This window comes from Bartonella sp. B17, from assembly GCF_053795755.1.
In genome coordinates this window covers 546,299-570,668 of the sequence record NZ_CP200032.1, presented here as the reverse complement: position 1 = coordinate 570,668, position 24,370 = coordinate 546,299, and the positions used below count along the sequence as shown (strand labels likewise).

General features: G+C 40.0%; 23 protein-coding genes and 1 pseudogene. 7 read left to right on the top strand and 17 right to left on the bottom strand.

What is annotated here, in order from left to right; genetic code table 11:
- Positions 1-167: 167 nt before the first annotated feature.
- Both V4B18_RS02620 and V4B18_RS02615 read left to right on the top strand, forming a co-directional pair.
- On the top strand, positions 168-479 hold the full coding sequence (locus V4B18_RS02620; RefSeq protein WP_455476289.1) for a DUF883 family protein: 312 nt from the start codon (positions 168-170) through the stop codon (positions 477-479).
- Positions 480-484: 5 nt separating this feature from the next.
- The gene (locus V4B18_RS02615) at positions 485-922 is read left to right on the top strand and encodes a phage holin family protein (protein WP_455476288.1); all 438 of its coding nucleotides are present in this window, start codon (positions 485-487) and stop codon (positions 920-922) included.
- 338 nt (positions 923-1,260) lie between these two features.
- Here V4B18_RS02615 and glmM read toward each other — a convergent pair whose 3' ends face one another.
- From glmM to V4B18_RS02580, 7 genes and pseudogenes are all read right to left on the bottom strand, one after another.
- Positions 1,261-2,610 carry a phosphoglucosamine mutase gene (gene glmM / locus V4B18_RS02610; RefSeq protein ID WP_455476287.1) on the bottom strand — a complete coding sequence of 450 codons (1,350 nt, stop codon included), beginning with the start codon at positions 2,608-2,610 and terminating at the stop codon, positions 1,261-1,263.
- Between the two features lie 683 nt (positions 2,611-3,293).
- Positions 3,294-5,304: pseudogene (ftsH, locus tag V4B18_RS02605) on the bottom strand (ATP-dependent zinc metalloprotease FtsH); the annotation flags it as partial.
- Positions 5,305-5,423: 119 nt separating this feature from the next.
- On the bottom strand, positions 5,424-6,872 hold the full coding sequence (tilS, locus tag V4B18_RS02600; protein ID WP_455476286.1) for a tRNA lysidine(34) synthetase TilS: 1,449 nt from the start codon (positions 6,870-6,872) through the stop codon (positions 5,424-5,426).
- Between the two features lie 20 nt (positions 6,873-6,892).
- Entirely contained in the window at positions 6,893-7,582 is a 690-nt protein-coding gene (locus V4B18_RS02595; RefSeq protein WP_455476285.1) for a tetratricopeptide repeat protein, read from the bottom strand.
- Between the two features lie 13 nt (positions 7,583-7,595).
- Positions 7,596-8,621, bottom strand: coding sequence for a hypothetical protein (locus V4B18_RS02590; RefSeq protein WP_455476284.1), 1,026 nt, complete (start codon positions 8,619-8,621; stop codon positions 7,596-7,598).
- Between the two features lie 74 nt (positions 8,622-8,695).
- Positions 8,696-9,250, bottom strand: a complete 555-nt coding sequence (gene pal / locus V4B18_RS02585; protein ID WP_455476283.1) for a peptidoglycan-associated lipoprotein Pal — start codon at positions 9,248-9,250, stop codon at positions 8,696-8,698.
- A gap of 200 nt (positions 9,251-9,450) precedes the next feature.
- Entirely contained in the window at positions 9,451-10,149 is a 699-nt protein-coding gene (locus V4B18_RS02580) for a DUF1013 domain-containing protein (RefSeq protein ID WP_455476282.1), read from the bottom strand.
- Positions 10,150-10,541: 392 nt separating this feature from the next.
- Here V4B18_RS02580 and V4B18_RS02575 point away from each other — a divergent pair, with 392 nt between their 5' ends.
- The gene (locus tag V4B18_RS02575) at positions 10,542-11,288 is read left to right on the top strand and encodes a YebC/PmpR family DNA-binding transcriptional regulator (RefSeq protein ID WP_455476281.1); all 747 of its coding nucleotides are present in this window, start codon (positions 10,542-10,544) and stop codon (positions 11,286-11,288) included.
- Between the two features lie 376 nt (positions 11,289-11,664).
- Here V4B18_RS02575 and tolB read toward each other — a convergent pair whose 3' ends face one another.
- The 10 genes from tolB to V4B18_RS02525 all read right to left on the bottom strand — a co-directional run bounded on the left by tolB (position 11,665) and on the right by V4B18_RS02525 (position 20,800).
- Positions 11,665-12,987, bottom strand: coding sequence for a Tol-Pal system beta propeller repeat protein TolB (gene tolB / locus V4B18_RS02570; RefSeq protein ID WP_455476280.1), 1,323 nt, complete (start codon positions 12,985-12,987; stop codon positions 11,665-11,667).
- A gap of 52 nt (positions 12,988-13,039) precedes the next feature.
- Positions 13,040-14,587, bottom strand: a complete 1,548-nt coding sequence (locus V4B18_RS02565) for a hypothetical protein (protein ID WP_455476279.1) — start codon at positions 14,585-14,587, stop codon at positions 13,040-13,042.
- A gap of 28 nt (positions 14,588-14,615) precedes the next feature.
- Complete coding sequence (tolR, locus tag V4B18_RS02560) at positions 14,616-15,068, bottom strand: protein TolR (RefSeq protein WP_455476278.1); 453 nt, start codon at positions 15,066-15,068, stop codon at positions 14,616-14,618.
- Positions 15,069-15,080: 12 nt separating this feature from the next.
- A complete protein-coding gene (gene tolQ / locus V4B18_RS02555) occupies positions 15,081-15,794 on the bottom strand; it encodes a protein TolQ (RefSeq protein WP_455476277.1) in 714 nt (237 codons plus the stop codon).
- Between the two features lie 143 nt (positions 15,795-15,937).
- Positions 15,938-16,375 (bottom strand): tol-pal system-associated acyl-CoA thioesterase, encoded by a 438-nt coding sequence (ybgC, locus tag V4B18_RS02550; RefSeq protein ID WP_455476276.1) that lies wholly within the window; start codon positions 16,373-16,375, stop codon positions 15,938-15,940.
- A gap of 156 nt (positions 16,376-16,531) precedes the next feature.
- Entirely contained in the window at positions 16,532-17,629 is a 1,098-nt protein-coding gene (gene ruvB, locus V4B18_RS02545; protein WP_455476275.1) for a Holliday junction branch migration DNA helicase RuvB, read from the bottom strand.
- A 2-nt stretch (positions 17,630-17,631) separates the two neighbouring features.
- Positions 17,632-18,264 carry a Holliday junction branch migration protein RuvA gene (gene ruvA / locus V4B18_RS02540; RefSeq protein WP_455476274.1) on the bottom strand — a complete coding sequence of 211 codons (633 nt, stop codon included), beginning with the start codon at positions 18,262-18,264 and terminating at the stop codon, positions 17,632-17,634.
- Positions 18,261-18,770, bottom strand: coding sequence for a crossover junction endodeoxyribonuclease RuvC (ruvC, locus tag V4B18_RS02535; RefSeq protein WP_455476273.1), 510 nt, complete (start codon positions 18,768-18,770; stop codon positions 18,261-18,263). The genes ruvA and ruvC overlap by 4 nt, the downstream gene beginning before the upstream one ends.
- Positions 18,771-18,947: 177 nt before the next feature.
- Positions 18,948-19,472 (bottom strand): DUF1465 family protein, encoded by a 525-nt coding sequence (locus V4B18_RS02530; RefSeq protein ID WP_455476272.1) that lies wholly within the window; start codon positions 19,470-19,472, stop codon positions 18,948-18,950.
- 185 nt (positions 19,473-19,657) lie between these two features.
- Positions 19,658-20,800 (bottom strand): OpgC family protein, encoded by a 1,143-nt coding sequence (locus V4B18_RS02525; RefSeq protein WP_455476271.1) that lies wholly within the window; start codon positions 20,798-20,800, stop codon positions 19,658-19,660.
- A 93-nt stretch (positions 20,801-20,893) separates the two neighbouring features.
- On the opposite strand from V4B18_RS02525, the gene V4B18_RS02520 reads away from it, so the two are divergent.
- The 4 genes from V4B18_RS02520 (at position 20,894) to V4B18_RS02505 (ending at position 24,272) form a co-directional block, all read left to right on the top strand.
- Positions 20,894-21,574 carry a thiamine phosphate synthase gene (locus tag V4B18_RS02520; protein ID WP_455476270.1) on the top strand — a complete coding sequence of 227 codons (681 nt, stop codon included), beginning with the start codon at positions 20,894-20,896 and terminating at the stop codon, positions 21,572-21,574.
- Positions 21,571-22,617: a tetratricopeptide repeat protein gene (locus tag V4B18_RS02515; protein ID WP_455476269.1), complete on the top strand. Its 1,047-nt coding sequence runs from the start codon at positions 21,571-21,573 to the stop codon at positions 22,615-22,617. Before V4B18_RS02520 ends, V4B18_RS02515 begins: the two co-directional genes overlap by 4 nt.
- 275 nt (positions 22,618-22,892) lie before the next feature.
- Positions 22,893-23,465, top strand: a complete 573-nt coding sequence (efp, locus tag V4B18_RS02510; RefSeq protein WP_455476268.1) for an elongation factor P — start codon at positions 22,893-22,895, stop codon at positions 23,463-23,465.
- A 15-nt stretch (positions 23,466-23,480) separates the two neighbouring features.
- Positions 23,481-24,272 (top strand): inositol monophosphatase family protein, encoded by a 792-nt coding sequence (locus tag V4B18_RS02505; protein ID WP_455476267.1) that lies wholly within the window; start codon positions 23,481-23,483, stop codon positions 24,270-24,272.
- Positions 24,273-24,370 lie beyond the last annotated feature (98 nt).

Here is a 24,370-nt window from a genome sequence, read left to right as displayed (position 1 = left end):
CAAAATTTATTTTATCAAAAAAACTTCTCAATTAAATATTAAATAAAAAGAAGGGAACTAAGCCAAGTGTTTGGCGTTACAAAGCCGTGAAAGTTTTTTACTCCAAAGCAAATGATCACAGTGAACACAAAAATAACGCTTAACAATAAAGAGAGGGAAATATTGTCATGGCAAGTAATAGTAAAGAAGAATCAGAAAAAAATATGCAAGCACAATTGAAAGAACTACGTAGTAAAGTTTCAGATCTAACCTCAACACTAGCCGATCTTGGAACACATAAATTAGACAAAGCTAAAAACAAAACTGAAGAACTATACAACTCAGCAAAAGAAAATGGCGAAAATATTGTATCGCACGCGCAAAACAGCATGAAAAACTTTGAAGACGCTCTTAGTCGATGCGTCCGTAAAAACCCGAACAAAAGCGTTTTATTTGCAGCAGGTTTTGGTTTTATTCTCGCTCAATTATTGCGTCACTAATTCCCATGTACAAGTTGGTTGCTCTTATTTCAAATCATCTTTTCGATAGAGAATTAAAAAGCACGATCAAGCAAGTGCGCCTTCAAGCAATTTGCTATGGGATTGTTGGAACTTCAATGCTCATATCCTTGATATTTTTATGTGTCATCGGTTTTATTGCTCTGTGTTTGGTTACCACTCCTCTTGCAGCAGCGAGCATAATGTTTTTCATTTGGCTTTTTATTGCAGCATTCGGAGTTATTGTTGGGCGGGTTATCAAAGCGCATCAGCGCTACTACCAACAAAAAAAGTTGGAGGAACAACGTCAAAAGCTTATTGCAGAAGCAACACTTTTCAGCATTGCAGCACTAAGCAAGCATGTGTCTTTTGCTAAATTGAGCATTCCAGTTCTTGGGCTTATGGCCTACTTTTTATGGAAAAAAGATAAAAAAAGCCATTTTTAAGAAAGGTATTTTATCATTTTTACCCCCCAAGGTGCTTTCTCTCTACTATGAGAGAAAGCACCTTTTTTAGCAAATATCCCGCTTGTCTCTCTGTTAAAGATGTGACCAATCCTTGAAAACAAAAATTAAAAGCTCCCACACATTGCTTGCATCATCAACCTATAGGCAATACGACAATGAGAATACCCTGCAAGAGTTATCGCCTGACCATATTTATCGCAGGGGTATTTTGACTGTTTCCCAATGAAGAGGATATCTTCAACCGTCAAACTCCATGAGAAAAAGAGCAAATCACTTTGATAAAAACATTCATCATGCTTTAATGAAAATTATACTTTTCAAGCGACATCATGATGCACAATAACCTCTGTCATCTCTGTCACGATAGCATCAAGCGCTTCCCGATCATCGCCTTCAGCCATAATGCGGATCATAGGCTCTGTTCCAGAGGGACGAATCACCAACCGCGCCTCTTTTCCCAAACGTTGCGTTACTTGATTAATCGCCGTCTTTACCGCATTTTTTTTCAGCACATTTTTATTTTTAGTCACAACATTTTTCAAAATCTGTGGCACAGGCTCAAACCGCTTACATAAATCACTCATCGAGCTTTGACTCTCTTTCATACAAGATAAAATCTGCAATGCAGCCACCAACCCATCACCGGTTGTTCCAAAATCACTCAGCACGATATGACCAGATACTTCCCCCCCAACATTATATCCTTTTTGGCGCATTGCATCGACAACATAGCGATCACCAACATCTGTCCGAACAAGCTCCAATCCTCTACTTGATAAAAAGCGTTCAAGTCCAAGATTTGACATAATTGTTGTAACAACGCCATTGCGCTTTAAGCGTCCCGTTTTATGCCAATATTCAGCAATTACAGCGATCAATTGATCTCCATCAACGGTTTGTGCTTTTTCATCAACAATGAGGAGACGATCTCCATCTCCATCAAGAGCAATTCCCACATCAGCACGCACTTCATGAACTTTTTGTTTTAAGGAAGTAAGATCGGTTGATCCACATCTTTTATTAATATTAAACCCATTTGGCTCATTATGAATAGTAAAAACCTCAGCTCCTAATTCCCATAGAGCACGCGGTGCGGCTTTATACGCAGCACCATTTGCACAATCAACAACAATGCGCAAAGAATCTAAGCCAACATCACGCGGCAAAGTTCGTTTGGCATATTCAATATAGCGATAAATATCGCCTTCAACTCGTTTTACATAGCCAATTTCTGCAGAACTTGCTAAAAATTTTGAAAGATCGGTATCAATTAATTCTTCAATTTTTGCTTCTACATCATCTGAAAGCTTAAAACCATCGTGACCAAAAAGCTTAATCCCATTATCATAATATGGATTATGAGAAGCAGAAATCATCACCCCAATATCAGCGCGCAGCGAACGACACAGCATGGAAACTGCAGGTGTTGGCACGGGGCCAAGTAAAAAAACTTCCATTCCAGCAGCAGTAAGCCCTGAGACTAAAGCATTTTCTAACATATAGCCAGATAAGCGGGTGTCCTTACCAATCACCACACGACGCGACTGACGTCGAGATTTAAAAAAAATCCCCACAGCCATCCCAACTTTCATAACAAAATCTGGTGTCATGGGAAAAGAATTGGCTTTACCTCGAATTCCATCTGTACCAAAATATTTTTGTGCCATCCTTGTTTCCTTTATATGCACGTTCTTTCGCTATCCTGCTATAATTAACTTTTGGTACAGTAAGATCCCCTTTTAAATGTGGGATCATTTATACTTTTTCATCCCTTAAGACATAATCAGAACAGCCACATAAACCCTATCCCCCCAATTTTTTATTTTATAAAGACCATGAAACACTTCAACAGAGATATTTCAGTATCTCATGCGACCAGTCAATGTTCTTCTTTGATATGTTTTTCGCAATTAAAGCGAGCTCGATTTGATAAAACAATGAGATATTCCACCAGACAAATCTCATATCCCATGTGCCTGAGCAATATCCTTTATTTAATATGCCCCACTCAACGCAATTACTTCCTTAGACACAACCAAAAATCAAGCTCATAGTTCCTGTTAACAACCGCTCTGTTAAAAAACAATTCCTTTTAAAAATAATTTTGTTCAAAATAATCCTGTTTAAAGATAATTTCTACCACAGACAGCCTCTTTTAAATACTTTTCCAAAGAAACGCACTGCCATTTTATATATTTATAAACATTGTTTTAAAGAAACAGGCAAACCTGCACCTTTTTTAGATTTTGTTTAAAGTTGTTCTAAAAACATAGCCATTTAAGTGTCGTCAGAAGACTCCTTTTTTCTTTTATGCTTAGCAGAACTTGGCTTTTTTCCAGCCTCACTGAACTTTATTCTCTTTAGACTTAACATCACTGGATTTATCATCACTAGATTTTGTTGTTTTTTGTTTAACTTCTAGCTCTTTTTTCCTATTTTTCGTCACCAACATCTGTTTCTTCTTCTGTTTTACTTGCAGAAGCGACTTTACTCACTCCAGTTTTAGGGACAGATGAAGTACGCAAAGGAGTATTCTCATCTTTTTGCATTCGTGAAGGAGGCTTTCCCGCGATAACTTCGTTAATTTCAGCGCCTGTTAAAGTTTCATATTCCAATAACCCTTGTGCAAGAGCAAACCATTCTTTCTTTTTTTCTTTCAGAATTTTTGTTGCATCTGTATAAGCATTGTCGATGAGCTTACGCACTTCGGAATCAATCATACGCGCTGTTTCTTCGGAGATATTTTGTGTCCGTGCAACAGAATGGCCTAAGAAAACCTCATCCTGATTGTCACCATAAGCAACATGACCAAGCAGATCAGAAAATCCCCATCGGGTAATCATTGCCCGTGCCAATTTTGTTGCTTGCTCGATATCAGAAGAAGCACCGGATGTGATATTTTCTTTTCCAAACTTCAACTCTTCAGCAACTCTTCCTCCCATCATAATGGCAAGACGAGCAATCATCCATCGATAACTCATAGAATAACGATCACCTTCGGGCAATTGCATTACCATACCCAAAGCTCTACCCCTTGGCACAATCGTTGCTTTGTGAACAGGGTCAGCAACAGGAACGTTAAGAGCCACAATAGCATGTCCTGCTTCATGATATGCGGTGAGCTCTTTTTCTTCTTGTGTCATGGCGGTTGATTTACGCTCAGCGCCCATCATAACCTTATCTTTAGCATCTTCAAATTCTTGCATCGTCACCACTCTTTTATTGCGGCTAGCAGCCATAAGAGCAGCTTCATTGACAAGATTCATCAGATCAGCACCGGAAAATCCTGGCGTTCCTCTTGCCAAAATTTTTAGATCAACATTAGGCGCTAAAGGCACGTTGCGTACATGAACTTTCAAAATTTGTTCGCGTCCCATAACATCAGGATTCGGCACAACGACTTGCCGATCAAAACGCCCTGGTCTCAATAAAGCAGGATCAAGCACATCAGGACGATTTGTTGCCGCAATAAGAATGATACTTTCATTGGGTTCAAACCCATCCATTTCAACAAGCAGCTGATTTAAAGTCTGCTCGCGTTCGTCATTTCCACCTCCCAGTCCTGCACCACGATGACGTCCAACAGCATCAATTTCATCGATAAAGATAATGCATGGCGCATTTTTCTTAGCCTGTTCGAACATATCCCGCACACGGCTAGCACCAACACCGACAAACATTTCAACAAAATCTGACCCTGAAATGGTAAAGAACGGCACATTAGCCTCACCGGCAATCGAGCGCGCAAGCAAGGTTTTCCCCGTTCCTGGAGGACCAACAAGCAAAACACCACGTGGAATACGTCCCCCTAGACGTTGAAATTTTTGTGGTTCACGCAAAAATTCAACAATTTCTTGCAAGTCTTGCTTTGCTTCTTCAACACCAGCAACATCCTGAAAGGTAACGCGTCCCTGAGCTTCATTGAGCAATTTTGCTTTGGATTTTCCAAATCCCATTGCACCGCGTGATCCACTTTGCATTTGTCGCATGAAAAAAATCCACACTCCAACGATGATCAAAACAGGCAACAAGGAAAATAAAAGATTAAGGAAGATACTATTCCCAGAATTTTCAGGAATAGCCTTAACATTAACGTTTTTACTTTCCAATTTTTGTATCAGACTTGGATCTCGTGGCGCATAAGTTGAAATGCTCCTGAAATCAGCGGTATGTCCTGTTAACTTTTGACCTTGAATAGTTACAGATTTAATTTCATTATTCTCGACTCTTTTCAAGAATTCAGAATAAGATATCTCTCCACCTCCAGAATGCTGGCCATCCCCATTAAAGAGAGAAAACGATATAATCAAAATTAATGCAATAACTCCCCAAATAAGGAGAGAGCGGTAATTGGAATTCATATTATATCCACTTAATCATGCTTAATCATATTTCTTAAATACTTTTCCTAACATATAACCTTGTTTGCCCCTTGCCAAGATATGAGAAGATGTTTATCATCTTTTCGAGTGATTTTTCTTCACCTTTTTATCTCTATATTAAAAAAAGATTCAACAACATTAACAAGAGCAGCGTCTTCGCGTGACAAAAGCCAATCAAAGGGTGCCATAATCCGCTTTACAATAATATTTTGAATGGCATTTTGTTTTTGTTGAGAAGCCTTTTGATCGGTGAGCTCTGGAATATCGACGCCTTTGTCATTTGAAATCATTAAAAGCGATTGCAAAGAAGGAAAATGAGGATGCTCAAAATCGAGCATGTTGTTTTTAAACAAAGATTTCAGATGTCCCAAATCAGCTGCTCCAACTTTTATAGCCTCAGTCCCACAGTTTGTAACCTGATAACGCCCGTCCCATAAAAAGGTTTTTTTAGCGCCAATAACGGCTTCTTTAATATTTCGGGATTCACGCCAAAGAGTGATTCCACTTTGACTATGTTCAATCACCGATCCAGCCAAAGTAAAACGCTGTTTTTGTGGAGCAGATAGGTACAATTTTTTATCAAGAGTGATTAATTTTTTAAAGGGAAGCAAATAAGAACCTCCCCCCATAAGCACCGCGAAAAGCCCAACGACAAAAGGAAAACTTGGGTGTTTGTGCAGGAATGGTGCGGGCTTACCAATAAAACAACGCCCATGTTCAACAGCAACATCTAAAGCCAAGATCAAATCGGCAATATTTTGCGCCTGCCTACGACGTTCAAGCGCAGCTTCATTAACTTTTTTGGCAATAACGGAAAGCTTTTTTTGATGAAGAGAATGACGCACACGCACGCGTTCAAAATGAAGATCCTCATTTGTTGGATCATCAATCCATGTTTGTCCTCGAACGCGTAAATAAGCACGCAATGTTTTACGTTTTACGCCAAGAAGTGGACGGATTAAGCGCACTTTTTGACGCAATAATGCTTCACGCGGAATACAGGATAAACCGCGCTCATACACTAAAACACAATCTTTTTCAGTAATATTTTTTGTAGCTTTTGTTACACAAATCCCCTCACGCGAAGCTTCAAAGAACTCTTGTTGTAAAATATCCGCACTCTTTTGAACACGTTGATGACGCATCTGATAGGTTTCTACCTGATCATTGAGTGTATGCCCTGTCATAATAAGTGTTGCACCCTGCTTTTGCGCTTCTTGAAACAAAAGATTATAACGAGCCGTGCGTGCTTTTTCAGCGATATGCGTCTTTGGTTTTTTACCTTCCCATCGCACAATGATATGCGGAATGTGATGCGCCTGACAAATTTTTGCAACATTTTCCGCTTCATGAGCAGATTCTCTACGCAACTGATGATCAACAGTGACAGCAATCATCTCTGGAGGAACAGTCATGGTTCTTAAATGATCTTTGACCAAAAACAGTAAAGCAAGCGAATCACTTCCTCCCGAAACCGCAAGAATCAGCTTTTGACACTGGATAAAGTCTGATGCTGTAAAGAGATCTTTTGCTAATTTAACAAGCACTGCGGACGATTTCACTCCTTTTAAAGATGTCTACAAAAAATACCTTCCAGCGTTTGAGAATTATTTTGTTTATGTTCAAAGAGAGCACAATTCTCTTTATTTTTCTCAAGAGCAGCCATACTGATTGCTAATTTTAGCAAAATCTCAGAATCGTAGAAATTTCTTTTGTCTGTGTACCATAATGTAAGATAAGTTTGCGCCGCTTCATAGTAACGCCCTTGTCTCAACAAGGCTTCTGCTAACCAAAACAAAGCATCAATACTCAAAGGATCTTCTTTGTAACGATTTTGAAAAGCACAAAAAACTTTTTCAGCTTGCAAATAATTGGCAGAAAGAATGAAATCATAACCTTTTTTATACAATTCTTTAGAGGAAAGCACAGACAAACCTTCATTTCGATTGTGTTCAACATAATTGCTCTTCTCATCATGCACCTTCTCTAAAAGATTATGCACTTGCCCCAAATGATCACTTTTTTCCTTAACACCGCGTTCATGATCATGGTGCTCTACACTGGCAATATGGCTTTGATTGTTATCTTTAGAAGAGCTTGTCCCTGCATTTTTCACGACTTGAAAACTTTTATCCCAATAAGACTTATTAAAGGGACAAACATAAAAAGCAAAATCCCTTTGACCAAAAAGTCGAGTAAATTGCTTTTTAATATCTTCTAAATCGTTATTCTCAAGCACCGTTTGTATTATGTGCAAAAGCTTATCTACATCATAGTCCTTCAGAAGAATCTTCAGATCTTCCCAACTTTTTTTTTTGACTTTGAGTTTCTCCCTGTATCGAGGAAGCTGCATCCTCAGTGGAAGGCGTTACATCCTGTGCTGGAGCAGCATTACCTTCAGTAGAAGGCGTTGCATCCTGTGCTGGGGCAGCACTGCCTTCAGTGGAAGGCGTTGCATCCTGTGCTGAAGCAGCATTACCTTCAGTGGAAGGCGTTGCATCCTGTGCTGGGGCAGCACTGCCTTCAGTAGAAGGCGTTGCATCCTGTGCTGGGGCAGCACTGCCTTCAGTAGAAGGCGTTGCATCCTGTGCTGGGGCAGCACTGCCTTCAGTAGAAGGCGTTGTATCCTGTGCTGGGGCAGCACTGCCTTCAGTAGAAGGCGTTGCATCCTGTGCTGGAGCAGCACTGCCTTCAGTAGAAGGCGTTGCATCCTGTGCTGGAGCAGCACTGCCTTCAGTAGAAGGCGTTGCATCCTGTGCTGGAGCAGCACTGCCTTCAGTGGAAGGTGTTGCATCTTGTGCAGGAAGTGTCATGTCATGCGTTGGAGCAGCCGTACCTTCAGTGAAAGGCACTGCATCTTGTGCAGGAAGTGTCATGTCATGCGTTGGAACAGCCGTACCTTCAGTGAAAGGCGCTGCATCTTGTGCAGGAAGTGTCATGTCATGCGTTGGAACAGCCGTACCTTCAGTGAAAGGCGCTGCATCTTGTGCAGGAAGTGTCATGTCATGCGTTGGAGCAGCCGTATCTTCAGTGAAAGGCGCTGCATCTTGTGCAGGAAGTGTCATGTCATGCGTTGGAGCAGCCGTATCTTCAGTAGAAGGCTCTGCATCCTGCGCTGGAGCAACAGTATCTTTAGCGGAAGGAGCCGCATCTTTATTTTTATTAGAAGAATCCTCTCCATAATTAGAAAATTGCGAAGGACTCCGCGAAGCACCTTGAGCAGACAAGGCAAAACACGCCATAAAACTTAATGCAAAAAAGAAGCTTTTAAAATTTTGTTTTCTAAGCACATACATGCCTTTCCCCTTTAAAAAATTCAATCTCATGACTTTAATATAATTTAATTTAATTAAACCATCGTCATTCATTTTTAACCACCATTCATATTATTAATTGGATTAAAAGTACGAAAATTTTGATTCCAATCAACCACAGTAACAGCACGACGGTTTTGGTTCCAGCAAGAAAGATCGTTACACACTGCAACAGGTCTTTCTTTCCCGTAAGAAATTGTCCTCATCCGCTGCCCAGATACACCAAGAGAAATCAAATAATCACGCACAGCAACAGCACGCCGCTGCCCAAGTGCCAAATTATATTCACGTGTACCGCGCTCATCAGCATGACCTTCAATTGTAATGGAATAGAAAGGATGGCGAAGCAACCATTCAGCTTGCCTCATCAAAATGCGTTGGGCATCAGGTTCAATAACAAAAGAATCGAGACTAAAGAAAACACGATCACCGACATTAATAGTAAACTCTTGCTTTTCGCTTGCTTGCGCCTGTTTTAAATCAGCACCACTCAAAGAGCCATTCATATAATCAGCAGAAGTGACCTGTTTTTTCGCACAACCAGCCAAAAACAGCGATAAAAATAAAAACACTGTTAATGGATGAAAGAAAATATTTTTTACAGAACGCATAAATCAGGTTCTCCTTGTTATAAACATTAAAATCGAAGGATTCATTATTTTTAGCTAGCTAATGATGATTAGCAATTTTTTATGAAGATAAAACTATATTTCTATTATATGTTTTGCTATTTTATCCTCTTATTTTTTCATCCACAGCTTTTCAGCATCGATATGAACAGCTTATTTACACATGATATGCAATCATCATATTACCCTTTTTGTTCATCATCTTGGCGTTTTTTTTGCAAAGCGTTCAATTTTGCAAAAACCTTATCAGCATCGAAATTCTTGTTAAGATCTTGCTCTTCTTCATCATTCTCAAAAACAGCATTTTCGGTAACAGATGCAGGAAGCAAGGATCTATCACCCTCAAGAGAGGCGGGGCGATCTTTTGCAACACGCTGAAGTTCAATATCCAAGTCAATTTGCGAACACAAGCCAAGTCCTACAGGATCCAGAGCAACCAAATTTACACTATTCCAATGAGTTCGATTACGAATTTGTTCAATGGTTGCTTTTGTTGTTCCAATCAAGCGTGCAATTTGCGCATCTTTGAGTTCAGGATGATTGGTCACCAGCCATAAGATACCATTTGGGCGATCTTGACGCCTAGAAAGAGGAATGTAACGAGCACCTTTACGTTTTTTTTCAGGGATACGAACCCTTGATTCCAAAATTTTTAAGCGTGCAGTTTTATCAGCCTCAACACGCGCGATTTCACTTCGTGTCAACTGTCCAGAACTAATTGGATCTAGACCTTTAATACCATAAGCAGCCTCACCATCTGCAATAGCTTTTACTTCCAATACGTGTAACTTACAAAATTCCGCGATTTGTTCAAAAGAAAGTGCGGTATTATCAACCAGCCAAACAGCTGTCGCTTTGGGCATCAAAAGTTGCGTTGCCATCTTTATAATATCCTCTTCTTCGCCTAAATTTAAGGCAGGTTTTTGCCCACTTTTGAAACTATGGGTATTTTTTCTTATATATCAAAGCTCTATTCATCTCACCCCCTTACAGTCAAAGCGAGATATGAAATAAACCACTTTTTCCATAAAATAACGCCCTGTTATAGCGTGATTTTTAATAGACGACAAGACACCTGTCCTGTGATGGCTCTTAAAGAGATGTGTCTTTACCTTTAATAGGATTTTTTTTATAAAGAGTTTATTCGGTTTATTCACCTATATGGCATATTTATTGGCATATTTTTTTCATCATAATAGATGTTTAACCACTTTAAAATAGGTGCTTAACCGACTAAAATTGAGGGAGAAATCCCAAAACGGAAAGGAAAGCCATGGCAGGCCATTCACAATTTAAAAATATTATGCACCGTAAAGGGCGCCAAGATGCAATACGCTCGAAAATATTTTCCAAACTAGCACGCGAAATTACAGTTGCAGCCAAACAAGGCGCTCCTGATCCAGCCATGAATCCGCGTTTAAGACTTGCTATCCAAAACGCGAAAGCGCAGTCAATGCCAAAAGACAATATTGAACGCGCAATTAAAAAAGCTTCAGGCAATGATGTGGAACATTACGATGAAGTGCGCTATGAAGGATATGGTCCAGGTGGTGTTGCAGTAATTGTCGAAGCCTTAACCGATAACCGAAACCGTACTGCTTCCAATGTGCGTGCTGCTTTCACTAAATCAGGTGGCGCACTAGGAGAAACGGGGTCGGTAAGCTTTATGTTTAACCGAATCGGTGAAATAATCTATAAACTCGAAGCAGGCACAGCTGATAGCATTATGGATGCAGCTATCGAGGCTGGCGCCGAAGATGTACAATCAGAAGAAACAGAACATCATATCATTTGCGCGTTTGAAGATATTGGTGAAGTCTCAAAATTGCTTGAGGAAAAACTTGGCGAAGCAGAATCAATCAAGACTGTGTGGAAAGCCAGCACACTTGCTCCAATAGATGAAGAAAAAGCAATGTCGGTTTTACGACTTATCTCGACATTAGAAGAAGATGACGATGTGCAAAATGTTTATGCCAATTTTGACGTCAGTGATGAAATTTTGGCAAAACTCTCCGCATGATCCTCATGCCATTCTTTTTGCGCACAAACATTAACCCGAAGTTTTTTTATCTTCTCTATGATTACTGTCTGCACAAGCATTATTGATCTTGAGCTTTCCTCAAATATAAAAAGCCCCGCTTTAAAGCGGGGGTCTTCTATTTTATAAAACGTTTTTAACAAAAACCATAGATGTAAATGGCTTAAAAATTCTTCCCTCTTAGAGAATTGTTTTTAAACACTTTCATTCATACCAATAGTGTATCCGCACTATGAAAGTCCAACAGTTATTTAGATAAGCCAGTACAACAGTAAACCAGCGCTCTTAAACCAAAACGACACATGCGTTAATCTCCTTTTTTCCTGCATTATTCACTTCAATTGAACAGCTCGCTTTTTTACCGTGTACTAAGCAACGGCGACCATGCTGGATCAGAGGCATCATTTGGTGTTGGCAATAAGCGTTCATTGCGTCCAGTAATATCAATCGTATAAATTTTGGGTCCTAAACCTGGATCTTGACGAAAAAACATCAACACGCGACCATTGGGCGCCCACGTTGGCCCTTCATTGTGAAAACCCGTGGTTAAAATCCGCTCTCCGGTTCCATCAGGACGCATAACGCCAATAGAAAATTGTCCCTCAGCCTGTTTTGTAAAAGCGATATAATCACCACGTGGAGACCAAATAGGCGTAGAATAGCTACTGTCATTGGAAGAAATACGCTGAATATTGCTACCATCCGCATCCATTGTGTAGAGTTGTGGCTTTCCACTGCGATCCGATGAAAAGACAATTTTTGTCCCATCTGGTGAATAAGAAGCTGACGTATCAATGGCTGAAGTTGTCGTGAGCCGCGTCATCGTACGTGTACGTAAATCCATGGTGTAAAGATTTGCACTGCCATTACTTTGCAATAAACTCATAATCACTTTTTGCCCATCAGGAGAAAAACGCGGAGCAATTGTCATATTGTTAAAGGTTCCTATTAATTCCCTTTGTCCAACTTCAATTTGTTGAAGATAAACATGCGGCGTTTGATTGTTCCCATAGGACATATAAGTGATTTCTTGCCGTTTAGGTGAAAAACGCGGTGTAAGCACTAATTCACGTCCATCAGAAACATAAATCAAATTGGCTCCATCTTGATCCATAATTGCTAAACGTTTGATACGCGCATTTTTTGGTCCAGTTTCATCTATGAAAACAATTCGCGTATCAAAATAACCACTTTCCCCTGTCATTTCACTATAAATTTCATCTGCAATCATATGTGCAACACGCCGCCAACGTTCTGTAGCTGTATAAAAGCGCCGTCCTTTGAGTTGTCGATGCCCCACAACATCCCATAAACGAAAATCAACTCTCAATCGTCCGTCGGCTTCTCTTATAACTTGCCCAGTAACCAAGCCTTGTGCATTAATTGCTTGCCAATCAGAAAAATGCGGTTGACTGTTGAAGTCGAGCATTTTTTCCAAAAAAGATGTTTTATTAATGGGAGAAAAAAGCCCAGACCGTTCAAGATCTGATGTGACAACGGCAGCAATCTTTACCCCCAGAGAATCATTAGAAGCAAAATCCGTAATTGCAATTGGAATAGGATTAAAATCAGCACTAGAAATGGTGCCTTTCAGTTGCGCATGAACAGATGAAAAGCTTAAAAGCCATAAACATGTGGTTACAACAAACCAAGAAAAAAATATGCGTCTTGTCATAGACATAACGGAATGTATCCTTTGCATTAAAGAAAAAATATATCTGTCTCTCATCGCGTTACTCTTGAAGCGGATCAACATTAAAATCAAAACCTTGTCCCCACAAATCATATTGATCGCGTGGGAGATCTGTATAAGGTTGGCACGCAAAAACGGCCGCATACACCTGCCTCATCATAATATCTTGCTGACTTTTTGCACCACTTAATGGATCAATGATTGGATTTCCTACTACCATTCCTTCATGATTTAAGTAAAATCGTAAACGCACAATTGGACGGTTTTTTAAATCTCCACCAAGAGCAACAAGTTTAAGTTTTTTCTGAATACACGCACCAGCGATATTGACCAATGTTTGTGCCATCTTTTCAGTGTTGCCAATATCCTTTCGTCCGCCAAAAGCTTCCGGTTTGCTGGAGCGTTTTGCACCACCTCCTTGTGTACGTGCATGATTGAGTAAACTTTTTTCTTCTATTTCCAAAATATCTTCAATGGTCTGTCCAGCTTTTTGTTGATTTTGTTTTTTTGCAGTTTGCGTATTTTTAGCTGCGAGCTGTTTGATGGATTTCGGTTTGAACTGTGGGTAAGGAAATTTTTCTGGCAGCACAATTTTTTCTGCTTGTTGGTGGGCTGAAGCTGCTTGTCCTTCAGATACTTCTTGCACCGATGAAATTGCTTTTTGCGGCGAGATTATTTTTTTATCTTTAAGCACTGGTGTTGGCACCTCAGACTGAACTTTTGGAAATGCCTCTGGTGTAGTCTCTTGAAAAATCTCTAATGGAGCCGCTGAGGATGGTTCTGGTGTAACCTCCTGCATCTCCTCTAATGGAGCCGCTGAGGATGATTCTGGTGCAATCTCCTGCATCTCCTCTGATGGAGCCGCTGAGGATGGTTCTGGTGCAATCTCCTGCATCTCCTCTAATGGAGCCGCTGAGGATGGTTCTGGTGCAATCTCCTGCATCTCCTCTAATGGAGCCGCTGAGGATGGTTCTGGTGCAATCTCCTGCATCTCCTCTAATGGAGCCGCTGAGGATGATTCTGGTGCAATCTCCTGCATCTCCTCTGATGGAGCCGCTGAGGATGGTTCTGGTGTAACCTCCTGCATCTCCTCTGATGGAGCCGCTGAGGATGGTTCTGGTGTAACCTCCTGCATCTCCTCTAATGGAGCCGCTGAGGATGGTTCTGGTGCAATCTCCTGCATCTCCTCTTGTGGAACTTCTGGCAACGTCTCTGTATTTGTTTCTAGCGCCCTTTCTTCTCCTGATGGTGCGGACGCTACCTCAACGTCGCGCGGTTTTTCTTTCAGCTTTAAAGGCGCAGAACTATCGACTTGTCCATCTCCAAAATGATATGCTTCTTCTTTTTTTTGTGGTTTTGTAGTTGGTTTTACTGCGGAGACCGCATGAACAGGCGCATTAAATACCCCCTGTTGAAAGGAAATTTCTTGTTCGAGAGGAGCAAGAGTGACCGAAATAGCTTCTAGCTGTTGCTGCTGTAAAGAGATAGGATTGGTGAGATGAACAGCTCCCAACCCGAGAAGTATAGCATGTACGGCAAGAGATAAAGCCAAGCTTTGTTTCATGCCATAATGAGAATAGTTATTCATCTCTATACCCTGCATTTTTTATTTTTAATCACCGTGCCAAACTCGCTAAAGCAACTTGTGAAAAACCAGCCTTTTGAATGTCGGCAAGCAGTTGTAGCACTTGTTGATATTCAACAGTTTTAGCAGCACGCACAAAGATTCGTTGGTTTTTTTGTGCAGGATCCGTCACGAGTTTAGCTTTAAGCTGTGCAATCAGATCTTCTGGTGTATCGTAATAATCCTGATTAATGGCTAAGCGCCCTTGCTCATCAAGAGAAACGGTAAGCGGAGGCTTATTCATTTGGATAGGCCCAGCTTGACTATGAGGCAAATTAAGAGGAACACCATTAACCAACAGTGGAGCAGAAACCATAAAAATAATCAACAAGACCAGTATCACATCCACAAAAGGTGTTACATTAATTTCGCTCATAAGTTGGTTACGCGAATGATGCCGCTTGCGCGTATTTTTCCGAGAAGAAGAAACAATAAAAGCTCCCATAGATGTTCTCCTTTATGATAGCGAATGAGATGTTTGTATTTCATCAATACGCCGTGACATAATTGTCGAAAATTCATCAGCAAAGCTTTCTATTTTTGCTATTATCTGAGCACTTTCATGAACCAATTTATTATAAGCAATAACTGCTGGAATCGCCGCAAATAAACCAATGGCTGTAGCCAAAAGTGCCTCTGCAATACCCGGCGCGACAATCGCTAGTGAGGTATTTTGAGAAGCTGAAATAGAAAGAAATGAACTCATAATACCAATAACTGTTCCAAAAAGCCCAATAAAAGGCGCAGCCGATCCAAGTGTTGCTAAAAAATTTAATTTTGATTCTATTTTTTCACTTTCACGCCCTAAAGCAAGATCCATGGCTTTATCAACCCGATTTTGGACACTGGTTGATGTATGGATCCCTTTTGCAAAAGACTTTTTCCACTCTCCCATTGCGGCCACAAAAACCGCTGACATACTACTGGTGCGCTGATTTTTATAAACTGCATAGAGATCTTCTAAAGAATTTCCTGACCAAAACGCACTTTCAAACTGTTTTATTTCACGCCAGATTTGCCGATAAGCAAACATTTTATTAAAAATAATTGTCCAGCTCCAGATAGAAGCCAACAACAATCCAACCATAACAGCTTTTACAATCCAATTAGCCTGCATAAACAAGCCTAAAATTCCAATCGTTTCTGGACTTGCCAGTTCCATATGCGGCATAGTTTTCATCCCTCTCAGTGAAAGATTATTTTTAAAAATTTAATAGAATAGATTGTTTATAGTTCTTAAATTACAAAAAACAAACCTCACTCTCTCTACAAATGAGCCCTCTCACCCCTCTCTTTTAAATTGATAACACTCTTTTAAGCAAGAATTCTTGAAAAAAGACTTTTGGGTAAACGTCGAGGTTTCCCCTCGTTATTAACGATAGCAATCTCAACTTTTACAGCAACCAGCATAGTATTATTATGCACAAGATGTTGATCCATAAAAAAACGTGCCCCTTGGACGCAATTTACACGTGTTTTAATTGTTAAAAGATTATCAATTCGCGCTGGTTGTAAAAAAGTGATTTCCATATGCCGCACCACAAAAAACAATTTTTCACCCTGAGAGCCTGATGCTAACATACTGTTATTAAAGCCTATATCCCGTAAAAATTCTGAACGGCCTCGTTCAAAAAATTCTAAATAGCGCGCATGATAAACCACACCTGAAAAATCTGTGTCAGCAACATAAACCCGTACCTGAAAATCATGAAAATCACTTATATGATCGCTCTCAGAAATTATTTTACTCATCCTCTCTGTCCTATAAATTAGCGCATTATCTTGTTTATCGAGCAATTGAGCGAGTTTCTATGTTAAAATTGTGAAAGTCAAAACACCAAATCATAAAGAAGCCCAAGCTTTTTTGTGAGAAACAACTTTCATCTCCTACTCTGTTCCATAGACCTTTTAGTCCTCTGCTGCGTCCCATAAAGTTGTTTGTATTGGTAAATTACCTTGTAGATCGGAAAATTGTGTGCGTTTTTGCGTAGACACCGTAGAGGATGGTGGACAAAGCCCCAAATGAGCAAAAGCCTTTTCTGTAAGAACTCGTCCACGGGCGGTTCGCTGAATAAAACCTTGTTGTAGAAGATAGGGTTCAATAATATCTTCAATAGCATCACGCGGTTCTGATAAAGCGGCAGCAATAGTTTCAATGCCAACTGGACCGCCTAAAAAAGTTTCTGCAATTAGCAGCAAGTAGCGACGGTCAAGCGGATCGAGCCCTAGATGATCAACTTCAAGGCGAGAAAGGGCTTCATCAGCAAGTATACAATCAATTTTTTTAGCACGTTTGACCAGAGCAAAATCACAAACACGACGTAAAAGCCGTCCTGCAATTCTTGGGGTACCCCGTGCACGGCGTGCGATTTCATGAGCACCATCATCACTGATTTGTACTGAAAAAAGGCGCGCATTACGCTGCACAATATATTCCAATTCTTCTATTGTGTAAAAGTTTAACCGAATTGGGATACCAAAACGATCCCGCAATGGCGTGGTCAAAAGTCCCAAACGCGTAGTTGCAGCAACCAGCGTAAATTTAGCTAAGTCAATTTTAACCGAACGCGCTGCCGGTCCTTCACCAATGATAAGATCAAGCTGATAATCTTCCATGGCTGGATACAAAATTTCTTCAACTGCTGGATTTAGACGATGAATTTCATCAATAAAAAGAACATCGCGTTCTTCTAAATTGGTTAAAAGTGCCGCCAAATCCCCAGATTTGGCAATAACGGGACCTGAAGTCGAACGAAAATTAACCCCTAGTTCTTTAGCCATAATCTGCGAAAGCGTTGTTTTTCCCAAACCAGGGGGACCTACAAATAAAACATGATCCAGCGCTTCTTGGCGTGCTTTTGCGGCTTCGATAAATATTTTCAAATTTGCACGCGCTGCTTCTTGACCAATAAAGTCATCAAGCACTTGTGGTCTTAAAGAGCGATCTGGATCGTTGGAAAGGGGAACGCTACTCAAAAGGCGTTGTTCTTCATCATCTTTATGCATTTTTACCTTGAATTAATTGGAAGAGAAAGCAATTTAAGGCTATCGCGAATAAGCAATGCAGAGGAAACCGTTTTTCCCTCTTCCAAAGCATTCATCACTAAGCCAAGAGCTTGGGCTGCTTGATCGCGCTCAAAGCCAAGATTGACCAAAGCCGAAAGTGCATCATCAATGGGTTGGTTGTTTTTCACTTCCAGATGAGGGGAAGAAATGGAATGAAGCGCATCACCATTAAAGGGTGGAGCTTTACTTTTGAGTTCTCTTACAATTCTTTCGCCAACTTTTTTGCCAACACCTGGAGCACGGCTAACCATAGCAACATCGCTTAATGCAATCGCTTGAGCCAATTCATTTGGTGATAAAACCCCTAAGATGGCTAAGGAGACTTTTGCTCCTACACCGGGCACATTTTGCAAAAGACAAAACCATTCTTGTTCTGTTTTCGCTGCAAAACCAAAAAGATGGATAGCCTCTTCACGAACATGCGTTTCAATAAATAAGCTTAAACTTTCTCCAAGAGCTGGTAGCGAACAACGCAGCCGATTTGAAATAAAAACAATATAACCAACACCATGAACATTAAGAATAATATGGTCATCAAAGACGTGTTCAAGGGTTCCTTTTAGTTTGCCGATCATGCTAAAATACCTGAACGAGACTGTAGGCTAGTACGGTGCGTAGAATGGCAAAGAGCAAGTGCGAGCGCATCAGCTGCATCACTGCTGTCAAATTCAGCACGTGGGAGAAGAATTTTTACCATCATGTGAATTTGTTCCTTATCTCCATGACCAACACCAATAACCGATTTTTTTACTTTATTGGGAGCATATTCAAAAACGGGAAGACTTGCTTGCGCTGGAACAAGAAGTGCAATAGCCCGTGCTTGACCAAGTTTTAAAGTTGCCGTAGCATCTTTGTTGACAAAGACATGTTCCACAGAAGCTTCATGAGGCATAAATTTATGCAAAATATCTGAAAGCCCATTATAGAGCTGGCACAGTCTAGAAGCAAGATCACACCGCACATTAGAAGTAATCGTGCCTGCTGCAACGAATTGAAGACGATTGCCAGAAAGATCGATCACACCCCACCCCGTCCGCCTAAGTCCAGGATCAATACCTATAATACGAATCGTTTCTGCCATGAAAATCAGTTTATGCTATTTTTTTATGTTTGAACAGATGCAGGCTTTAAGCTAACAAAACATATAACAGATATAGAAATAATAACATACAAGAAACTGAACAAAATATTCCTTCATTTAAGAGAGTCGTATGTCCACCAAGAATAGAGAAAAAAAGACAAAAAAACCGAGATTATCTCAAGAGCACCGAAAAGCAGTTTTAAGCAATTCGATTTGTTTATTGACTGGATTATTATCTTCTAAATTATAGGTAGATTCGCGTTCTTTATTGTAACTCATATATTGCATTCGTTTTTCTAGACGAAGCGAACGCGCAACAAAATAGCGGAAAATTTCTGGCAACTCTTGCCAATGCGCACTTTCTAATCTTAAAGTTGGTGTATGAAGTGATACTTTTGCGATCTCTTTTTGTATTTGTTCTGATGACATTTCTCCTTCACGCTCTGCACGAAAAAGAAGAAGTTGAGAGGCTATTTGCATAAGTCGTGTACTTAAATACATTGCTTCTTTGGCATAAATTGCAGAAACTTCTGCAGAAAGCGTGCGCGCAGCCAATTTTCCATCTGAGTCAATATAAGATGCTGTTTCTTCAATAAGGTTCATAGTTTCTTCATAAAGGCGATTGAAAGCACTTTCAAAAGCACCGTGCTCAGTCATGATAATGGGCTTATCTTCATCATAAGGATGTTCATGTGCACTCACGCTTTTACACTCCAATATCAGCCGACAATTATGACGTTTAACAAATAAAGGGAGAAAAAGTTTCTCATCCCACCGCATAAAATATCTTTACCCAAAATAAAACGTCTCTCTTTTAATCCAAGTACCTCTTTTAAGACTTCCGTGCAATATGCTTTTCACACTAAAGTTAACACGCAAAAATGACATCATAAATGCATCAGCTCCCTTGATGAAAACCGATAAAGATATCGGCATCTTTCATAATAATAAGCGACACCAAATTGCGCTGCAATACCACTTATAATCAATATACTATCTGAAAAAAACGTTCCCGTCATCACTGTTTTTAAAACTTGTCCAAACATAGCAAAGAGAGTGCCCGTTACAAACACTGGCAAACTGTGTCTACCTAAAATTGCTAAAGGATTTTGCGGTGAAAAGCAAAACCTCTTGTTTAAGCTAGGCAAGCAGACAATCAGAGAGGTTAATGCAAGAATATGAAACAAACGAGGCAAGCTTAAAAAGGTTTTATTAAAATTAAGCAACGGGGAAGACCAATGAAACCACTCCAAAACACCCCACCAGTTTAAGCGAACCCATAATAGCGCAAATAAAAGATATCCAGCTGAAACAACAATCAAAAAAGGCTGAAAAGCGATTTTTTTTTCTTGCTTAAAGTATAAAGTGCCCGTTAACCCTATGACAAAAAGAAATTGCCACGATAAAGGGTTCAAAAACCACTGCCCCTGTAGGGGGTAAGAAGATGGAGCAATCTCATAAAATCCGCAAACAAGATAAAGCATGAATGAGCCAAAAAGCAGCAACTTTGTCTGTTTTTGGCACAGATAAAGTATAAAAGGAGCAAAAATCATCAAAACAATATAAAGTGGAAGAATATTATTATAGCCTAATTGATGCCCAAAACTAAAAGTGCTTAAAAACGCCGTAAAAGGCTTTGTGAGAAATAAGTCAATATTATTCATGGATAAAAGCTTTTCTACGCGCCACACTAAAAAGCCTCCCCAAAAAAGGCTTAAAGTTGCAAAGGTAGTAAAAAGGTACGCTCCATAAAGCTGCAAAGCCCTTTTCCAAAGTTTACACACAATAAAAGTAAAAGATTCCCACTGTAAGTGAGCATTAAAGTTGAGTCCGAGAGAAATACCGGAAAGTAAAACAAAGACTTCTGTTGAATCAGAGAAACCAAAATTTTTATGTGTTATATGTTCATATAAGTTTCCAGGGATATGATTAATAAAAATTGTCAACAGAACTAGAGAACGAAAAACATCAATGCGTACATCACGACTGGAAAGGCGTGCGTCATGATCTATAACACCATAGGATCTCATTAATAAACCCCCAATCAGTCATAAAAAAGTAGCATAATTTAGTAAAAAGCGCTTAATAAGATTATCTTTATTTTTAAGAGTCAAGGGTTTTGTATGACAAAACAAAAGAATAAACAGACTGCGTCTTATCTTTTTCCTCAATTAATTTTGACATTGGATGTTCGACGCACTTTACATCTAACTTTTTTGCGCCAGATGATGCAATCGGGATCTTTTGCATGTGTTATTCTCTATGATTCTCATAGAGCTCAAGGTGATGAAGCTTTTTTACAAAAACGAGCACAAACTTACGTAGAAGATATTCAAAACAATGGTGCTGCGCTTCTTATTGCTGGAGATAGCCGGATTGCTGGACGGATAAAAGCCGATGGCTTGCATCTGGAAGGAGATCTTGACGCTCTTAAAATTGAAAACCAGAAAAAGGAACAAAAAATAAGAGGTTTTGGAAATTTACGCGATCGCCACTGCGCCATGGTTGCCGCCGAAACTGGTGCTGATTACCTGTTTTTTGGAAAATTAGGCGCTGACAAAAAACCGCACGCGCACCCTCGCAATATCCAGTTAGCACAATGGTGGGCAGAAATTATGGAAACCCCAGCAGTCCTTCAAGCGGGAAGCGATTTTGCTACCTTTGATGAAGTCTTAAAAACCGCATGCGAATTTATTGCCGTTGAGGAAGTCCTTTTTGCACACGATAACCCTTTAGACATACTTGATATGATGAAAGAAAAATGTCACAATTCTCCCCTGTTAATAAAGAGGGAGCATCCATGATAAAAAGAAGCATTAAGCTGCTTATCTGGACAGGGATTTGGCTCACAATAGCTGCTGCAAACTCTACTGTATTTGCTGAAGAAGCCTTAAATCTTGAACGCTCTTTGAATACCATTCAAGATGCTTCAAGCAATAGCAACAAGCGTTTTCGCCCCTTAAAAGCTGGGCAATATGACCAAGCTTATGACTATTACATCCAAGGTTATTATTTGAAAGCTTTCCGTGAAGCATTAAGACGTGCTGAACAAAATGACCCAACCGCACAAACCTTAGTTGCTCAGCTTTATATAGAAGGAAATGCTGTAACGACAGATGGAGCACGGGCAGCTTTGTGGTTTGGACGCGCAGCAAAACAAGGCGAACCACGCGCACAACTGCGTTATGGTCTTATGTTATTTGATGGACATTTTACTACGCAAAATCAAGAGCTTGGCGAAGAATTTATTCGCAAATCCGTAAAAGCTGGTGTAAAAGAAGCTTACTTTTATTACGGACAATTAATTCTTTATAAAGCCTCGCGCGAAAAGCAAGTTTTAGCAGGTGTCTCCTCACTAAGCCGCGACAATAAAGCGACAGAACAAGCATTAAAATGTTTTCTAAAAGGCGCAGCCCTTGGAGATTCTGAAGCCGCTTTTGCTGCTGCAAAAATTATCTCCTCGGGAACTTTGACAAAACCAAAGGATGACTACAATGCACGAAAGCTCTTGGAAGTTGCAGCCCAAAATAGACACCCCATGGCTCAAATCCTTTTAGCTGAGTGGCTTATAAAAGGTCGCGGAGGAGAGCCTGATTTTCAACGTGCATTCTCTTTGCTCCTTCCCAATGCCTTTAACATGATTGTCCCCGCACAAGTCATGCTTGCAAGGCTTTATCGGGATGGAATGGGAGTAGAGGGCAATATTATAACAGCAGCTGCATGGTATATGGTGGCAAAACAAACAAAAATACAAGCAACTGATCTAGAAATTATGCTCCAAGGTATGGATAATACACAATTAGAAAAAGCACGCAAAAAAGCAATAACGTTTCTGCCTGTTCTTTAAATGCGCGCCCAATAATTGATATGTCGAATGTGACGAACATAACCAATCTTTGCAGCATAGCGTTCTTTGCTTCAAATTTTTCCATCTTTACAAAAAATTTTTTAGAAAATTTTTAAAAAACTTGCGTATGGATTGTTTTTATGGTCTTGCAAAAAATAGAAAAGTTGGAATACACAAAAATTCTTTCATGCTTTTCCCTCTAAAAAGACGATAAAGAATCTCTCGATGAAAACAACAAGAGACTCTTTTTGCAAGCACAAAATTGGATGTAAATTATGAAAATTAATGGCAATGAAATTCGACCTGGGAATGTAATAGAGCACCAAGGTAGCTTGTGGGTAGCGGTTAAATGTAATGCTGTAAAACCAGGAAAAGGAGGCGCATTTAACCAAGTCGAAATGAAAAATGTGATCGACGGTACAAAACTCAATGAGCGGTTTCGCGCCGCTGAAACGGTTGAGAGAGTGCGTCTTGAACAAAAAGACTTTACTTTCCTTTATCAACAAGGTGAAGCTCTAGTCTTTATGGATTCACAATCCTATGAGCAACTGGAATTGCAAAAGGATTTTGTCGGTGAGCGCGCTGCTTTTCTGCAAGATGGAATGACAGTAACCGTTGAACTTTATCAAGAAAAACCAATCGGCATATCGCTTCCTGATCAGGTGACCGTGACAATTGCTGAAGCTGATCCGGCAATAAAAGGACAAACAGTCACATCCTCTTATAAGCCAGCAGTTCTTGAAAATGGTATTCGCATTCTTGTACCACCTTTTATTAATGCAGGTGAGCGCATCATTGTTGATACCAACGAATTGACTTATTTGCGTCGTGCAAATGATAAAGGATAAATAAAGGGATAAAATATGGCCCATTCTGCAATCATGAATGTCATGGTGCAAGCTGCAATGAAAGCGGGACGCTCGCTGGTGCGTGATTATGGTGAAGTTCAAAATCTACAGGTCTCTTTGAAGGGACCAGCAGATTATGTAAGCCAAGCAGATCGCAAAGCTGAGAAAATTATTTTCAATGAGCTAAGCAAAGCACGACCTAAATTTGGTTTTCTAATGGAAGAGTCTGAAGAAATTATTGGAGAAGATTCTCAGCATCGCTTCATTATAGACCCTTTGGATGGAACAACAAATTTTTTACACGGGATTCCTTTTTTTGCTGTTTCTATTGCCTTGGAAAGCCAAGGACAGATTGCTGCTGGCGTAATCTATAACCCCATCAGTGATGAGTTATTTACCGCTGAACGCGGTAACGGCGCCTTTTTTAATGACAGGCGTTGCCGCGTTTCTGCACGAAAGAAATTAGAAGACTGTGTCATTACAACGGGAACGCCTCATTTAAGCCGTCCCAATCACGGAACATATCTTATCGAATTGCGTAATATCATGGCGGGAGTAGCTGGTATTCGCTATTTTGGATCTGCTGCTCTTAATTTGGCTTATGTTGCCGCGGGACGCACAGATGGATTTTGGGAAGATAATCTTCAAATTTGGGATATGGCTGCAGGAATACTAATCGTGCGTGAAGCGGGTGGATTTGTCACCGATAAAGAAGGGGGAAGCGATATATTTAGCAAAAAAAATATTATTGCTGGAAATGAGCGCATTCGTACAAAATTAGAAGCAGCTATAAAAAAAGGCATCTGAGCTACAAAAAATTCCTAAAAAAGCAGCAATGTAAAAAATGCTGCTTTTATGTTCTTCAAATCAGCAGTAACCCAAGCAATGCTGATGTTTATGATGAT

Coding starts and splice junctions, on each gene's coding strand:
- V4B18_RS02620 (WP_455476289.1), top strand. CDS start 168: ATGGCAAGTAATAGTAAAGAAGAATCAGAAAAAAATATGCAAGCACAA.
- V4B18_RS02615 (WP_455476288.1), top strand. CDS start 485: ATGTACAAGTTGGTTGCTCTTATTTCAAATCATCTTTTCGATAGAGAA.
- glmM (WP_455476287.1), bottom strand. CDS start 2,610: ATGGCACAAAAATATTTTGGTACAGATGGAATTCGAGGTAAAGCCAAT.
- V4B18_RS02590 (WP_455476284.1), bottom strand. CDS start 8,621: ATGTATGTGCTTAGAAAACAAAATTTTAAAAGCTTCTTTTTTGCATTA.
- pal (WP_455476283.1), bottom strand. CDS start 9,250: ATGCGTTCTGTAAAAAATATTTTCTTTCATCCATTAACAGTGTTTTTA.
- V4B18_RS02580 (WP_455476282.1), bottom strand. CDS start 10,149: ATGGCAACGCAACTTTTGATGCCCAAAGCGACAGCTGTTTGGCTGGTT.
- V4B18_RS02575 (WP_455476281.1), top strand. CDS start 10,542: ATGGCAGGCCATTCACAATTTAAAAATATTATGCACCGTAAAGGGCGC.
- tolB (WP_455476280.1), bottom strand. CDS start 12,987: ATGTCTATGACAAGACGCATATTTTTTTCTTGGTTTGTTGTAACCACA.
- V4B18_RS02565 (WP_455476279.1), bottom strand. CDS start 14,587: ATGAATAACTATTCTCATTATGGCATGAAACAAAGCTTGGCTTTATCT.
- tolR (WP_455476278.1), bottom strand. CDS start 15,068: ATGGGAGCTTTTATTGTTTCTTCTTCTCGGAAAAATACGCGCAAGCGG.
- tolQ (WP_455476277.1), bottom strand. CDS start 15,794: ATGCCGCATATGGAACTGGCAAGTCCAGAAACGATTGGAATTTTAGGC.
- ybgC (WP_455476276.1), bottom strand. CDS start 16,375: ATGAGTAAAATAATTTCTGAGAGCGATCATATAAGTGATTTTCATGAT.
- ruvB (WP_455476275.1), bottom strand. CDS start 17,629: ATGCATAAAGATGATGAAGAACAACGCCTTTTGAGTAGCGTTCCCCTT.
- ruvA (WP_455476274.1), bottom strand. CDS start 18,264: ATGATCGGCAAACTAAAAGGAACCCTTGAACACGTCTTTGATGACCAT.
- ruvC (WP_455476273.1), bottom strand. CDS start 18,770: ATGGCAGAAACGATTCGTATTATAGGTATTGATCCTGGACTTAGGCGG.
- V4B18_RS02525 (WP_455476271.1), bottom strand. CDS start 20,800: ATGAGATCCTATGGTGTTATAGATCATGACGCACGCCTTTCCAGTCGT.
- V4B18_RS02520 (WP_455476270.1), top strand. CDS start 20,894: ATGACAAAACAAAAGAATAAACAGACTGCGTCTTATCTTTTTCCTCAA.
- V4B18_RS02515 (WP_455476269.1), top strand. CDS start 21,571: ATGATAAAAAGAAGCATTAAGCTGCTTATCTGGACAGGGATTTGGCTC.
- efp (WP_455476268.1), top strand. CDS start 22,893: ATGAAAATTAATGGCAATGAAATTCGACCTGGGAATGTAATAGAGCAC.
- V4B18_RS02505 (WP_455476267.1), top strand. CDS start 23,481: ATGGCCCATTCTGCAATCATGAATGTCATGGTGCAAGCTGCAATGAAA.